The sequence below is a fragment of the Sorangium sp. So ce590 genome, assembly GCF_051521365.1.
Lineage (GTDB): Bacteria > Myxococcota_A > Polyangia > Polyangiales > Polyangiaceae > Sorangium.
Window position 1 is genome coordinate 9,124,639 of the sequence record NZ_CP150346.1, and the last position, 14,624, is coordinate 9,139,262.

15 protein-coding genes are annotated in these 14,624 nt (G+C 70.2%); 12 read left to right on the forward strand and 3 right to left on the reverse strand.

What is annotated here, in order from left to right:
• Positions 1-6 precede the first annotated feature (6 nt).
• The 12 genes from WMF28_RS34530 (at position 7) to WMF28_RS34585 (ending at position 12,668) form a co-directional block, all read left to right on the forward strand.
• A complete protein-coding gene (locus WMF28_RS34530; RefSeq protein ID WP_437597770.1) occupies positions 7-1,911 on the forward strand; it encodes a 30S ribosomal protein S1 in 1,905 nt (634 codons plus the stop codon).
• Positions 1,912-2,107: 196 nt separating this feature from the next.
• The gene (locus tag WMF28_RS34535; RefSeq protein ID WP_437597771.1) at positions 2,108-2,617 is read left to right on the forward strand and encodes a hypothetical protein; all 510 of its coding nucleotides are present in this window, start codon (positions 2,108-2,110) and stop codon (positions 2,615-2,617) included.
• A gap of 75 nt (positions 2,618-2,692) precedes the next feature.
• A complete protein-coding gene (locus WMF28_RS34540) occupies positions 2,693-3,244 on the forward strand; it encodes an HIT family protein (protein ID WP_437597773.1) in 552 nt (183 codons plus the stop codon).
• Entirely contained in the window at positions 3,241-4,692 is a 1,452-nt protein-coding gene (locus WMF28_RS34545) for an AI-2E family transporter (RefSeq protein ID WP_437597774.1), read from the forward strand. The genes WMF28_RS34540 and WMF28_RS34545 overlap by 4 nt, the downstream gene beginning before the upstream one ends.
• A 68-nt stretch (positions 4,693-4,760) precedes the next feature.
• Positions 4,761-5,720: a hypothetical protein gene (locus WMF28_RS34550; protein ID WP_437597775.1), complete on the forward strand. Its 960-nt coding sequence runs from the start codon at positions 4,761-4,763 to the stop codon at positions 5,718-5,720.
• A gap of 97 nt (positions 5,721-5,817) precedes the next feature.
• Complete coding sequence (locus WMF28_RS34555; protein ID WP_437597776.1) at positions 5,818-6,771, forward strand: hypothetical protein; 954 nt, start codon at positions 5,818-5,820, stop codon at positions 6,769-6,771.
• A 78-nt stretch (positions 6,772-6,849) separates the two neighbouring features.
• Positions 6,850-7,275 (forward strand): HIT family protein, encoded by a 426-nt coding sequence (locus WMF28_RS34560; protein ID WP_437597777.1) that lies wholly within the window; start codon positions 6,850-6,852, stop codon positions 7,273-7,275.
• Between the two features lie 199 nt (positions 7,276-7,474).
• Positions 7,475-7,819 carry a hypothetical protein gene (locus WMF28_RS34565; protein ID WP_437597778.1) on the forward strand — a complete coding sequence of 115 codons (345 nt, stop codon included), beginning with the start codon at positions 7,475-7,477 and terminating at the stop codon, positions 7,817-7,819.
• 115 nt (positions 7,820-7,934) lie between these two features.
• Entirely contained in the window at positions 7,935-8,603 is a 669-nt protein-coding gene (locus tag WMF28_RS34570) for a carbonic anhydrase (protein ID WP_437597779.1), read from the forward strand.
• Positions 8,604-8,757: 154 nt separating this feature from the next.
• The gene (locus WMF28_RS34575) at positions 8,758-10,293 is read left to right on the forward strand and encodes a SulP family inorganic anion transporter (RefSeq protein WP_437597780.1); all 1,536 of its coding nucleotides are present in this window, start codon (positions 8,758-8,760) and stop codon (positions 10,291-10,293) included.
• Between the two features lie 83 nt (positions 10,294-10,376).
• On the forward strand, positions 10,377-11,975 hold the full coding sequence (locus WMF28_RS34580) for an FAD-binding oxidoreductase (protein WP_437597781.1): 1,599 nt from the start codon (positions 10,377-10,379) through the stop codon (positions 11,973-11,975).
• A 198-nt stretch (positions 11,976-12,173) separates the two neighbouring features.
• Entirely contained in the window at positions 12,174-12,668 is a 495-nt protein-coding gene (locus WMF28_RS34585) for a PDZ domain-containing protein (protein WP_437597782.1), read from the forward strand.
• Between the two features lie 66 nt (positions 12,669-12,734).
• On the opposite strand, the gene WMF28_RS34590 is transcribed toward WMF28_RS34585, so the two are convergent.
• The 3 genes from WMF28_RS34590 to WMF28_RS34600 all read right to left on the reverse strand — a co-directional run bounded on the left by WMF28_RS34590 (position 12,735) and on the right by WMF28_RS34600 (position 14,563).
• A complete protein-coding gene (locus WMF28_RS34590; RefSeq protein ID WP_437597783.1) occupies positions 12,735-13,616 on the reverse strand; it encodes an alpha/beta hydrolase in 882 nt (293 codons plus the stop codon).
• A 78-nt stretch (positions 13,617-13,694) separates the two neighbouring features.
• The gene (locus WMF28_RS34595) at positions 13,695-13,976 is read right to left on the reverse strand and encodes a hypothetical protein (protein WP_437597784.1); all 282 of its coding nucleotides are present in this window, start codon (positions 13,974-13,976) and stop codon (positions 13,695-13,697) included.
• Complete coding sequence (locus WMF28_RS34600; RefSeq protein ID WP_437597785.1) at positions 13,973-14,563, reverse strand: protein kinase; 591 nt, start codon at positions 14,561-14,563, stop codon at positions 13,973-13,975. Before WMF28_RS34600 ends, WMF28_RS34595 begins: the two co-directional genes overlap by 4 nt.
• Positions 14,564-14,624 lie beyond the last annotated feature (61 nt).

Consider the following 14,624-nt stretch of genomic DNA (forward strand, 5'->3'; position numbering starts at 1 on the left):
GTTGCATTGACAGAGGCCCCTCCTCAGACTACAGGCTCGCCTCTCCCGAGGGGCCGGGTACATCGGTACGCGTGTGCCTGCCCCTCCGTCGCTCGTGCGTGGCACCAAGGGTCCACGCCTGCGCCCGCTGCGACGAATCCCAGGGAAGGAAAGGAAACAAGAACGAACAACATGACTAGTAACATCCATATGGAGGCTGGCTCGTCCGGGGCGAGCATGGAGAGCTTTGCCGCGCTCTTCGAACAGAGCGTGGAGGGGGGCGATTTCGCGCGTGAAGGAGAGATCATCTCCGGCACCGTGGTCGCAGTGAACCGCGACTCCGTCGTGGTCGACATCGGCGGCAAGAGCGAGGGCGTCATCGCGCTCCGCGAGTTCGCGGACGCCGGCGGCGTGAGCGCCGTCAAGGCCGGCGACAAGGTCGACGTCTACATCGAGAGCCGCGAGAACGACGACGGCCTCGTCACCTTGTCGAAGGAGAAGGCCGACAAGATGAAGGTTTGGGATGAGATCTCGAACGCCTGCGAGGCGGACGAGCTCATCGAGGGCACCATCAGCCAGCGCGTGAAGGGCGGCCTCTCGGTCACCATCCGCGGCGGCGTGAAGGCCTTCCTCCCGGGCTCTCAGGTCGATCTTCGCCCGATCCGCAACTTGGACAAGCTGATCGGCCAGACCTACAAGTTCAAGGTCATCAAGTTCAACAAGAAGCGCGGCAACATCGTGCTCTCGCGGCGCGTGCTCCTGGAGCGCGAGCGCGACGAGATGAAGGCCAAGACGCTCGAGACGTTGACCGAGGGGATGACCGTCAAGGGGACCATCAAGAACATCACCGAGTACGGCGCCTTCGTCGACCTCGGCGGCATCGATGGCCTCCTGCACATCACGGACATGTCGTGGGGCCGCGTGAACCACCCGAGCGAGGTGTTCCAGGTCGGCGACGAGGTCCTCGTGAAGGTCCTCAAGTACAACGCCGACACCGAGCGCGTCTCCCTGGGCCTCAAGCAGACCCAGGAGGACCCCTGGAACCACGCCGAGGAGGCCTACCCCGCGGGCAAGAAGGTCCGCGGCAAGGTCATGTCGATCACCGACTACGGCGCGTTCGTCGAGCTGGAGCCGGGCGTCGAGGGCCTCATCCACGTCAGCGAGATGAGCTGGACCAAGAAGGTCAAGCACCCGTCGAAGCTGCTCGAGGTGGGCCAGGAGCTCGAGTGCCAGGTGCTCGAGGTGGACGCGCGCGCGAAGCGCATCAGCCTCGGACTCAAGCAGCTGGAGCCCGATCCCTGGATGCTCTTCACGGACAAGTACCACCCCGGCGACAAGATCGCGGGCAAGGTCCGTTCGCTCACCGACTACGGCGTCTTCGTCGGGATCGAGGAGGGCGTCGACGGCATGGTCCACAAGAGCGATCTCTCGTGGTCGGTGCGCGTCAACAACCCGAGCGACCTGTACCACAAGGGCGACGACGTCGAGGCGATCATCCTCTCGATCAACCACGACGAGAAGAAGGTCTCCCTCGGCATCAAGCAGCTCTGGGACGATCCGTGGCCGACCATGCTGACGGAGTACCCGCCCGGCCGCGTCATCGACGAGTGCCAGGTGGTGAGCATCGTCGACTACGGCGTGTTCGTGCGGCTGCGCGAGGGCGTCGAGGGCCTCGTCTCGCTGGGCGACGTGCAGGAGCCCGAGGAGGGCAAGCTCAAGGTCGGCGACAAGGTCAAGGCCGAGATCTCCTCGCTCGACACGGTCGATCGCCGGCTCTTCCTGACGATGAAGAACATCGGCATGGAGCGCCCCGCGCCCGTCCAGCGCCAGCAGCAGAAGCGCAAGGAGGAAGGCGGGGACGACAAGCCGGTGGCCGGGACGATCGGCGATCTCATCAAGGAGAAGTTCGGCGGCAAGCTCGACCTGAAGTGACGCTGCCCGGCGCGCGGCCGCTCTGAGCCGGCCGCGCGCCAGGCGCTCACTCCGCCGCACGCCAGGTACGGCGGGCCGCGGGCGCCCCGGTGCCGCTCGGCTCGCCGTGTGGACCCGATGTCGACGAGAGGCGAGGCCCTTCCCAGGGCCTCGCCTCTTGCTTTTTCCAGGGGCGCCGTGGACGATCCTCGCCCCGATGAGAGGCCCCCTCGCGCGCTCTGCCCTCGCGGCGCCGGTCCTTGCCGCCCTGGCGTTCGGCGCGCCCCCCGCCCGGGCCGACGGCCCCCTCGCCCGCCCGGCGGGCGGCGATCCGCTGGCCCGCCCGGCGAGCGGCGGCTCCCTTGCCAGCGCCGCAGGCCGCCTGCCCCCGGTGGCGTTCCCGGGGCGGCCGCTCGTGGGCGCCCTGGCCCTGCGGCGCGACCCCGACCCGTGGTTCGGCGATGACAAGGCGCGCCATTTCTACGCGTCAATCGCCCTCGCCGGCGGCGGGTACGCGCTCGGCGCGCTCGCGACCGACGACACCCACGGACGGATCGTGGTGGGGGCCGCGGTCGCGCTCGGCGCCGGCCTGGCGAAGGAGGCCTTCGACGCCGCCGGGCACGGCACCCCGTCCTTCCGCGATCTCGTCTGGGATGCGCTCGGTACCTCCGCCGGGCTTGCCCTCTCGGTCTGGTTCGACCTCGCGGCGACGCCGATCTCGTTCTGAGGCCCGCGCCGCGGCCGGCGCGAAGAACGGGCGGTGGTCCCGCGCGCGCGGCCGTCGTGCTAGCGTCTCCGCGACATGGGTAACCCCCTGTGGGCGCCCTGGCGCATCGAGTACATCCTTGCGCCGAAGGGCCACGTCGACTGCATCTTCTGCGGTATTCCCCGCGCCTTCGAGCAAGAACAGCGCGACCGGCTGGTCGTGGCCACGACCCGCCGCGCGTTCGTCATGCTCAACCGCTACCCGTTCGCGTCGGGTCACCTCCTCGTGGTCCCGCACGCGCACGTCGCCTCGCTCGACGCGCTCGATCCGGCCGACCATGAGGCGCTCTTCCGCCTCGTGCGCGAGTCGACGACCCGCCTGCGCGCCGCGCTCAGGTGCGAGGGCATGAACGTCGGGATCAACCTTGGCACCGCCGCGGGCGCCGGCATCGCCGAGCACCTGCACGTGCACATCGTCCCGCGCTGGCCCGGCGACACAAACTTCATGCCGGTGCTCGCCGACGCGCGCGTCGTGCCGCAGGCGCTCGAGGCGACGCGCGATCACCTGCTCGGCTTCTTCGCCGACCTGCCCGCGTCGCTCGTTGACGACGGCGTCCCGGGCTCGGCGTCGCGCGGCGGGGCGCTGTGAGCGAGGGCATCTCGCCGCGCACCGTGTTCCTGACGATCAGCGCCGTCCTCACGGTGGCGTTGCTCATCGTCGCCCACGCGGTGCTGCTCCCCTTCGTGCTCGCGCTCGTCGTGGCCTACGTGCTCACGCCGGCGGTCCTCCGGCTCGAGCGCGCGCGCGTCCCGCGCTGGGCCGCGATCCTCGTCGTCTACGCCCTCGTGCTCTCCGGCGTCGGCGGCTTCTTCGCCCTCAGCGTCCCGCGCCTCGTGGCCGAGGGAAAGGCGCTCACCGTCGAGGCGCCGCGGCTCGCCGCGCGGCTCCGCGAGGAGTACCTGCCCGCGCTCGACGTGCGGCTCCGTCGCTGGTCGGGCCGCGAGCCTCTGGCGCCGCCCTCCGCGCCGCCCGAGGCCACGCCGGACCGGCCGTTCGGCGAGCGCGCCGCGCCGCCCGGCTCGATCGCCGCGCCCCGAGAGGAGAGCGCCGAGCGCCCGCCTGTCCGCATCACGCCCGGCCCGGGCGGCTCCTTCGACGTGCACATCGCCGACGACGTCGAGATCCGCGAGGCAGGCGACGGCGTCTGGCAGATCGCGCAGGCGCGCCCGAAGCACCCGCTCTCCAGCGCGAACATGCTCCAGGAGGGTTACGAGAAGGCGGCCGACTACCTCAAGGAGAACTCGCTCACGGTCCTGCGGATTGGCCAGGCCATCGCGACCGCCATCTCGCGCGGCATCTTCAACCTCTTCATGACGTTGATGCTCGCCGGGTACATCATCCTCACGCACGAGAAGATCTTCCGCTTCTTCCGCGAGCTCTGGCACCCGATCTCGCGCGACTCGTTCGATCGTTTCCTGCGCCGGCTCGACCGGGGCCTGTCCGGCGTCGTCCGCGGTCAGCTCCTCATCTGCCTCGTGAACGGCGTCCTCTCCGCGATCGGCTTCTGGCTCTTCGACCTCAAGTACTGGCCGATCCTCTCGGTCCTCGCGGGGGTGATGTCGCTGATCCCGATCTTCGGCTCGATCCTGAGCTCGATCCCGGCGGTCGCCATCGGCCTCACGCAGTCGTTCGGCACGGCGGCCGGCGTGCTCGCGTGGATCGTGGGCATCCACCAGCTCGAGGCGAACTTCCTGAACCCGAAGATCATCGGCGACTCGGCGAAGATCCACCCTGTCCTCGTGGTGCTCGCGCTGCTCATCGGCGAGCACTTCTTCCAGATCACCGGCGCGCTCTTCGCGGTCCCGTGCCTGTCGATCGCGCAGACGATCTTCCTCCACTTCCGCGAGTCCACGCTCGGCCTTGCCGACCCGACGGCCTCGATCCCCCCGCAGCGCGGCCCGCAGCTCGCCACCCCCTCGATCGAGCCGCTCCCCCCGCTGCGCGGCTTCGAGACCGCCGGCCCTGCCATGACCCCCCTCCCCTCCTCCGGCGCCGATCCGGACCCCGCCCCCCGCGCGAACGACCCCGTCACCTAGCCGCTCCCGGGCAAGCCGGCTATGAGAGCCCGAGCCCCGCCAGCGGGAACGTCAGATCCACGACCTCGATGAAGACCCCCGGCAAACCCACCCTGACCCCGACCCCGAAGAAGCAGAGCCCCAAGCAGCAGCGCGAGCAGGCCATCTCGGCCCTCCGCAGTGGAAAGCCGCCGGCCGATCCCCTCGCCCAGCTGAACCCGCGCTCGCTCGCCCTCCGCGTCGGCATCCCGGCGCTCATCGTCTGGGCCATCGCCCTGGCCCTCCCGGGGATCTGGCCGAAGGTGGTCGCCGGCGTCCTGACGGTCATCGTCGTGGGCGTCATCCTGTGGGCGCTGCGCTTCGCGACCAAGACGCGCGCCGTCGCGCAGATCGTGCAGACCGCCGGCACCGCCGAGGCCCGCAAGGACGCGATCGCCAAGCTCGACACGGAGTTCAAGAAGGACGACGCGGCCGCGACGTTCGCGAAGGCGCAGCTCCAGATGCAGGAGGACCCGCGCGCCGCGCTCAGGACGCTGGAGACCATCAACCTCGACAAGGTGATGGCCCCCATGGCCGACGAGGCGCGCGCCCAGCGCGGCATGATCCACCTCATCCTGAGCGAGACGGACGAGGCGCGAATGCTCGTCGACAAGATCGACATGAGCCGCCACAAGGAGCCGAAGATCCGCGCCATGATGGCCGCCATCGTCGGCGAGGCGTGGGCCCGCACCGGCCAGGCGGCGAAGGCGGTCGAGCTGCTCGAGACGTACGATCCGAGCGACGAGGCGTTCGCCGATCTCAAGCCGCAGCTGCTCCGCTCGCGGGCGTTCGCCTACGCGTGGGCGAACAACACGAAGCAGATGAAGAGCACCCTGCGGACGCTGAGCGCGCTCAACCCGCAGTACCTGAGCGGCTTCGTCACGAAGAAGAAGAGCCCCATGGGCGTCCCGCCGCGCGGCGTGCACCCCATGCTCGAGAAGGAGGCGTTCGAGATGCTGATGCGATCCGGCGCCGTCCCTCGCAAGATGCAGCAGGTGAGGCGCGGCTGAGCGGCGGCCGGCCGAGGTCGACGGCGCGGACCGCGCCCGCCTCAACGCCTGTCCGCCGCGCGCGGCCCCTTGACGCGGGGCGCGCGGAACGGCTCACATGCGCGACCTGATGAGAGGGACCGCGCTGATCTACAGCTCGCACAGCCGCTGCAACGTCATCCACAACGACTACATCGCGCAGCGCGCCCTGGCAGGGCGGGACAACAAGCGCATCCTGTTCCTGCCGATGTCCGAGGCGCCCCGCGACGGCAACGAGCTCGAGCGGCAGGAGTTCGCGTACGGCAACTTCCGCTGGTTCTTCCGGTTCTACGAGCGGTTCGGCCTCGAGCCCGTGCCGTTCTACTGGACCCGCCACCTGCGGCGGGAGGACGTCGACGTGCTCTGGCACCTCCTCGGATCGTCCGAGGTGGTGATCCTCGGCGGCGGCTACAGCACGACGGGGCTCTCGCGCTACAAGCAGCTCGGCGCCCTGTTCGAGGGCGAGCCCGGCAAGTTCGGGCGCCTCCTGCACGAGCGCCGGCAGCGGGGCCTGCTCACGGTCGGGTTCTCCGCCGGGGCCGACCAGCTCTGTCAGCACCTCTTCCGCCGGGTGTGGGACAGCCCGGGCGACAGCGACGGGTTCGGCCTCGCGCGCGACACGCTCGTGACGCTCCACCACGAGCCGAGCCGCAACGGCGACCTCTGGCACGCCGCGAGGCGCATGCCCCATTGCTTCGTCTTCGGGCTCCCGAACGACTCCGGGCTCAATGTGGACTGGGGTGTTCTCCCCTCCGGCAATCTCTGGCAGGTCTACGAGCTCATCGTCGACACGTCCTGGGACGATCCGGCCGACGCCCTCCACGTGAAGACGCGGCAGGGTGCGCTCATCGACCACTTCGACAACACGGGCCGCCACTGGGCGTTCCACGGCGGCGACCACATCGCGCGGATCACGTCGCAGGACGGCCGCTTCGACCGGGCCTGGATGACGGCGGGCGGGCGGCTGCTCGACTACTGGACGCGCGAGCCCGCCGCCCATGGGTCGATCGACGAGATCCTCGCGAGCCACTGATCGCGCTGCGGCCGCATGGCGCGCCCGAGTCAGGGTTGACGTTGGGCAGGCGGCGCCGCATCGCTGATCGAGGCCGCCATGCCCGCTCGACCTTGCGTTTTCTGCAGCATCGCCCGGGGCGAAACGCCGGCCTACGTCGTGCTCGACGAGCCCGAGATGATGGCGTTCCTGGACGCCCGCCCGCTCTTCCCGGGTCACTGCCTGCTCATCCCGCGCGTTCATCACGAGGTGCTCACGGACCTTCCGTCGGAGCTCGTTGGCCCCCTCTTCATGACCGCCCAGCGGCTCGCGCGCGCCGTGGAGTCGGCGAGCTCAGCAGACGGCTTCTTCGTCGCGATCAACAACCGCGTCAGTCAGAGCGTCCCGCACTTGCACGTCCACGTGGTCCCGCGTCGCCAGAAGGACGGTCTCAAGGGCTTCTTCTGGCCTCGTTACAAATATGCCGGTGAGCGCGAGATGCACGGTCTTCGTGACGCCATCGTGACGGCGTTGTCTGAAGGTTGAATTCCGTCGCAGTAACGGTTATCTGAGCGTGACGCCGGCCTGGCTCAGGCGAAAGGCGTCCGTCCCTGACCGCGGCATTCTGCCACACACGGTTGGTACGTCGTGGCATCTTGCGACGCGCCAGGCCTGCTGCCACGTTGGGGAATAGACCGCGATCTACCCCGGTTCGAACGGCCGACGCTCTATCCATCCCTGAACGATGCTGAGTTTCCGGTCATTTCTCCCTCGGCTCGCGCTGCTCTTCGCGCTGATCCTCGCCCCAGTTACGCTGGTACGGGGGAATCTCAGCATCATCGAAGCGAGCAGCTCGGATGTTTCGGGGGCGTTTCGAACCGGATCCATCGAGATCGATCAAGGTGATCTCGCGGGGCTGCACCTGCCGTTCCGCGGTTCGTCCCATCACCGCCGCGCGCTCCACGCGGTGTCGAGCGACGGCGAGGGGCGGGCGCGGGTCGACCTCGTGGCCGATCTCCGCCCCCCCCGCGTCGCGTCGCCCGTCCCTCACCCTCCTTTTCGTCGTCCTCCACCACGTTTCCTGAATTGATCTCCTAGCTCCGTGGCTGAGGCCGCTCGCGGCCGGGCGCGGAGGATCTGGAAACCGGAGGTGTTCACGACGACTGCCGCGCTGAATCGGCGCGGTCAACGAGAGGGTTTGTTCCATGCAGAAGCTCGCTGACGGGTTGCACAAGTTCCATGCCGAGGTTTGCCGCTCACATCAGGATCTCTTCCGCCACCTGGCGGGGGGTCAGCGGCCCGAGGCGCTGTTCATCACGTGCTCGGACAGCCGGATCAACCCGAACCTCATCACGCAGACCCAGCCGGGCGACATCTTCATCGTGCGCAACGTCGGCAACATCGTGCCGCCGTACGGCGCGAGCAACGGCAGCGAGGCCGCGGCGATCGAGTTCGCGGTCGCGCACCTGGGGGTCAAGCACATCATCGTCTGCGGCCACACGCTCTGCGGGGCGATGCGCGGGCTGCTCCATCCCGCGGGTCTCGACGAGCTGCCGGCGGTCAAGGGGTGGCTCCAGCACGCGGAGCTGACCCGCCGCCTGGTGCAGGAGAACTACCCGCACATCGAGGGGGAGGATCGGCTGACGATCACGGTGGAGGAGAACGTGCTCGCCCAGATCGAGAATCTCAGGACGCACCCGACGGTGCGTGCGCGGCTCGCGCGCGGCGAGCTCTCGGTCTACGCCTGGGTCTTCAAGATCGAGACAGGGCAGGTATATCAGTTCGAGCATTCGACCGGGCAATTCGGGCCCATCTGCGAGGCGGCGCCCCCGTCGGCGTTACCGGAGACCACGATCTACCGGCGCGCCGGCTGAGCACCTCACAGGCACTGAACCAAGGATCACTGGAAAGAGGACCCGTTCAATGCAGTTCCCGAATGCCATCCAAGCAAGCGCCGGATCGGAGCGCGCAGACTCCCGTACCGATTCTGCTGGCGTCCCTGGCAGCGCAACAGCAATCCCCATCCAGGTGGCGCCTCCTGCGGACAGCGCGCCGCCGCTCGATCCGCGCCTCCGCGCGAACCTCAAGTACGATATCCCCGCAGGCCTCGTCGTCTTCCTCGTCGCCCTGCCGCTCTGCCTGGGCATCGCGCTCGCGTCCGGGGCCCCTCTCCTGGCCGGCATCGTGGCCGGGGTCGTGGGAGGGCTCGTCATCCCGCTCGTGAGCCGGTCCGCGCTCAGCGTGAGCGGCCCGGCGGCGGGGCTCGCGGCCATCGTGGTCGCGGGCATCGCCACCCTGCAGAGCTTCCAGGCCTTCGCGATGGCCGTGGTCATCGGCGGCGTCCTGCAGCTCGCGCTCGGCTTGCTGAAGGCCGGCGCGATCAGCCATTTCTTCCCCTCCTCCGTCATCAAGGGGATGCTGGCGGCCATCGGCGTCCTGCTCATCCTGAAGCAGCTCCCCCACGCCGTCGGCTTCGACCAGGACAACTTCGCCTCCGAGTCGTTCCAGGTCGAGGGCGGCAACACCTTCACGATGCTGGCCCAGGCGCCGCAGGCGATCGAGTGGGGCGCGTTCCTCATCAGCGCCGTCTGCCTGGGCATCCTGGTCGGGTGGGAGAAGACGCGCTTCGCGAAGATCTCCTGGCTGCCCGCGCCGCTCATCGCCGTGGTCGTCGCCACGCTCGGCAACGAGCTGTTCAAGACGGCGGTCCCGTCGCTCGCCCTCGATCAGAAGCACCTCGTGTCGCTGCCGATGGGCGACGGGGCGCAGGGCCTGCTCAGCGTCCTCCAGCTGCCGGACTGGTCCGCGATCCTGCGGCCCGAGGTCTGGGTGCTGGGCGTGACCCTCGCGATCGTGGCCAGCCTCGAGACGCTGCTCAACCTGGAGGCCGTGGACCGGATCGATCCGTGGCACCGCAAGTCGCCGCCGAACCGGGAGCTCGTCGCGCAGGGGCTCGCCAACATGCTCTCCGGGTTCGCCGGGGGCCTCCCGGTCACGTCGGTCATCGTCCGCAGCAGCGCCAACACGAACGCCGGCGCGCGCACGCGGGTCTCCGCCTTCACGCACGGCGCGCTGCTCCTGCTCGCGGTGGTCTTCGCCGCAGGGCTGCTCTCGCACATCCCGCTCGCGTGCCTCGCGACGATCCTGCTCGTCACCGGCTACAAGCTGGCCAAGCCAAAGATCTTCGCCGAGATGCACAAGCTCGGCTGGAGCCACTTCATCCCGTTCGTGGTGACGATCGTGGCCATCGTGCTGACCGACCTCCTGAAGGGCATCGCCATCGGCCTCGCGGTCGGCGTCCTCTTCGTGCTGAGGACCCAGATGTCCCGCGTCTTCGACGTGATCCACGAGGGGGCGCGCGTGACGATCCGGTTCAACAAGGCGGCCTACTTCTTCACCCAGGGCAAGCTCGTCGCGCTGTTCGAGCGGCTGCCGAGCGACACCCACGTGGTCGTCGACGCCCAGAACGCGTCCTACATCGACCACGACGTCGCGGAGCTCATCCGCCGCTTCCAGCAGTCCGCGCCCCGGCGAAATATCCACGTAGAAATCCGCGGCCTTTAGAGCGACGCTGGCGGGATGCGCCCCGCCCTCGAACCGGTCGATACGATAGACAACCTGTCCCTCCCGCCCGCCTCGGGTTGATCGTGGTCGCTCGATTCGTCAGCGGGGCGCACCGGCGATCCACGCGAGGGGCAGCGGGCGGGGGGGGCGCGTACGTCGGGGGCGCGCCGCTGCCGCCGCGGCTCGACGAGATCCCTCGAAAGCCGCTCTGCATGCTCCAGGGCTATGGCGGGCAGCACCAGTCGTGTGGAGACCTGTACACCCCGGCGTCGGTCGAGGAGCTCAGGGTGCTGTTCGGCATGGCGCGGCGGACAGGGCGCAGGATCACGTTCCGCGCCGGGGCCCAGTCGTTCGACGGGCAGGCCCTGAACGACGACATCGTGATCTCGATGACGGGCTTCACCTCCATCGAGATCGACGAGGAGGGCGCGCAGATGACCGTGGGCGCCGGCACCCCGTGGGGTGCCATCGCCCGTGAGCTCGCCGCCCGCGGGTTCGTGCCGTACACGGTCGTATCGACGAGCCACGCCACCGCGGGAGGCACGGTCTCCGGAGACTGCCTCTCTCGCTTCTCGGGCACCGGCGGCAAGGAGGGGCACTACGTCGAGCGGCTGACGCTCCTCACCCTGGACGGGCAGCTGCTCTCCCTGAGCCGCGACGAGCCGACGAGCGCGCTGTTCCACGCGGTGATCGGCGGGCTCGGCTACCTCGGCGCGGTGCTCGACGTCACGTACCGCATCGCACGCGTCGCGCCGGCAGGGACCCCCATCCGGGTCGTGACCCAGGCGACGCGCTGCGGGTCGCTCGACGAGCTCGCCGCGATGCTCGTCCCGCGCGCCGAGCAGCTCCTGCCCTCCGAGGGAGGGAGCGCGGTCGAGGACGGATGGGTCCCCGAGGCGCTCTACTCGATCGCCTTCCACACCCTCGACGGGAGCAAGAGCATGGTCCTGCGGTCGCGGTACGTCGCGGGGACGTCGCACGCGCTCCGCCCGCTGCTGAACCACCGCCGCGGGTACCCGCTCCGCGTCCCGATCGAGTGGCTGATGCGGACGTCCGTGGTGAGCCGGGGAGTCTGGACCCTCATCGACCGCTTCGTCTTCGATGTCTCGCGCCCGAACGTCGACGAGCTCATGGGCTTCCTGTTCTTCATGGACGGCAACGTCCTCGCGAACCGCATCGGGCAGACCCTTGGGGCGCCAATGATCACGGTGCAGCAGACCTTCATGATCCCCTACGACCCGGGCGCCCCGGAGGACAGCCTGCGGCGGCTCGTCGATTTCATGAACAGGATCGATGAGATAGCGACACGAGACGGAACCCCGCCGCTGCTGCTCGATGTGCTCCACATCCAGGGCGACCGGTTCCTCCTGTCGGCGAACTACGGGGCCGACGGGTTCGCGGTCACGGTCGCCTTCGCGGGCAGCGATGAAGACAGCGTGTGCCGGATCCGCCTGCGGCTCACCGAGCTCAGCGCGCACACCCTCGAGCTCGGCGGGCGGGTCCATCTGGTGAAGAACGTCCACGCGACGGCGGAGCATCTCCAGGCGATGTACGCGCACGCGCTCCCGGAGTTCGTCCGGCTGAAGGAGCTCGTCGATCCCGACGGGCTCCTGCGCAACGAGTTCCTCGAGCGGGTGTTTCCCGCGCACTTCCGTCCGGCGCCACGGCTCGCCCGCGCGTGATCGCGGCGCGCCGCGGGACGGAACCCCTCCCTGCTTTCCGACAACGGCCCGGACAGCGGCGGAGAATCGCTGGTTGGGATCTTGCACCTCGGAAGGCTGGGAGGCCGGGGGCGCCGAGAGGCCATGCACACAAGTCAGCAGCGAGATCGACCCCCCGGTGCGCGCGGCGCGTACGGGTGGGCTCGGCGGCTATCCCGCGTGCTCACCCCGCTGGTCCCGCTCGCTGTCGCCGCTTGCCGCGGAGATTGCCCGCGCGTCGAGGCCACGCAGCCGCGCGCAGACGCCACGCAGCCCCGCGCAGCCGCGCCGGCGAGCCCGGCGGAGACCGCGCAACGAGAGAAGCCGTCGCGCCCCGCGTCAGCAGCGACCGTCGTCCCGGCGCCGTGGCACCTCACGATCCAGCCGACCGCAGGCGAGGGCGTGAGGATCGCGAGCATCGATATCCGCAGCTTCACGTCCCCCCTGCTGGAGCCGGGCGACGTGATCCTCGCGGTCGACGGGCGACCCGTCCACTCGATGACAGGGCTGGAGAGCTACCTGCACGCCTGCGCGCCCGGGGACATGGTGGTGCTCACCGTGCTGCACAACGAGACAACGATCGACTACGCGATGCTCCAGGTACCGGCCAGGGACGCTCCGGCGCCCACGCCGGCCGGCGCAGCGGCGCGGGGCGGGCCTGTCGACGGCGGTTGAGCGGGCTCTCGGGTCCGCCGCGGGCGCGCGGGGGCGGTCCATCCGGGGCGGCTGCCTGTGCGTCCCTCATCGCGGACGAGCTCCGCGCCCTCTGCCGGGCTCCTTGACCGCGCCTCGCTTGCCGCTCAGGAACGCGAACGCCTTGTCGACCTGATCGTCGATCATCGCGTGTCCCGCGCGCTTCTTGCCGAGCGACCTCGAAGGCCACTTCAGCCGGCGGAGCATCTTTGCGAGCGCCACCTGGTCCCGGTGCGCCGGGTCCTTGCCGCCCCAGCCGACGAAGACCGGGACGCGCAGCCGGGTCCGCGCGCCTGCCCGCTCCAGGTAGCGCGCGCCCGAGCCGCCCGCGAACGCCGCGTACCCGTCGACCGGCAGCCGCCCGCGCATCGCCAGCGACGTCGCGTAGTACGCGCCGTTCGAGAAGCCGAACACGAGCACCCGCTCGAAGCGCCCGCCAGCGCGCCGCTCGAGCTCCGCGCGCGCCGCGTCCCACCCGGCGAGCAGCGCGTCCTCGTGGGCCGCCTGCGCGGCGGCGGCGGTGGGCCAGCACCACCAGTCTTCCATCGTCTTCGGCCCGATCCCTCGCCGGCCGCGCGGCATCATCACGGCGACGCCGTGCCGGGCGCCGGCCCGCGCCGCGCCCCGCTGTTGCGCCCACTGCCACCCTGAATCGGGCTGAACGACGCCGTGCAGGAAGATCACGAGCACGCGCGGGCCAGGCGCCGCTCTGGCCGGCAGGAAGGCGCACGCCTCGCCGGGCAGCGAGGCGAGCTCCGGCGCGCACCACCGCGCCGCCGCCGCGGCCGCGGGCGCGTCCCCAGGGGGAGCGGCCTGCGGCGGCGCGGGCGCGCCTGCCGGAGGCTGGCCGGCCTCGTCGCCCCTGGCCGGAGCGGGCGCGCCCACGGCCAGGAGCGCGGCCAGGGACAGCACCATCGCGAGCGAGCGCATGAGCGCGCAGTACCATTTCCGCGCTGCCGCCGGGTAGCGCGGCGCGCTCGCCGCCGGTGCGGTGTTCTCGTGCCCCGCTCAGGGATCGAACGAATAGACGTCGCGGTTCCAGAGCTGACCGGGGCCGACGTCGCCGTCGCAGGCGAAGCCCCACCCCGAGAACACATACATGGTGCCGTTCACTTCCGCGGCGACATGTCGCTTGAGCTTGACCAGCGGATCACCGCCCGGCGACAGCTGGGTCCATTTCCGGTTGTTCGGGCTGTACCGCCAGAGCTCCTCGATCGGGTTCTGCTCGAACGGCGCGCCGCAGCCCGACGACCCGTCGCCTCCTTGCAGGTACAGGTTCGAGCCGATCACCGCCGCGGCGCCGTAGTTGCGCGGCGGCGTGATCCCCGACGCCCGGCCGGCGTGGCCGCGGCCGCCGGCGACGCGAGCAGCGTCCTCCCTGCACCGGGCGGGCGCGGCGCCGCCGGCGCGGAGACGGCGCCGGTCGCCGCGAGGACCGGCGCGGCCCGCTCCGCGGTGAGCGGCGCGTCGACCCCCCGCGCGAGCGACTGGTGCGCGAGCGACGTGCCGGCCACGTCCGCCGTGACCCCGCGCTCGACAGCCCAGGACGCCAGGGCGCGGCCGAGCGACCGCATGCTCGGCCACCGCTCGGCCGGCGCCTTGGCCAGGCCTCGCCGGAGGATCGACCAGAGCTCCTCGTCACCTGCGCCGAGCTGGGTCGTCGGCACCGGCTCCTTGCTGAAGCTCGCCGCGATCACCGCGCCCAGGCTCTCCCCGCTGAACGGCCGCCGTCCGGTGATGAGCTCGTAAAGAACCACGCTGAACGCCCAGATGTCGGTCTGCTCCCCGTGCTCGCATCGCCTCTTCTGGCGAACGATCCGCGCTGGCCGAGGACAGGGTGCTTTTCCTGCATGACTCGCCTTTCCCTCATCGTTCATCGTTCATCGTTGGGTGGTGGCCCTATTTGCCCCGGAGTGATGCACATGAAGGCGGGAAGGC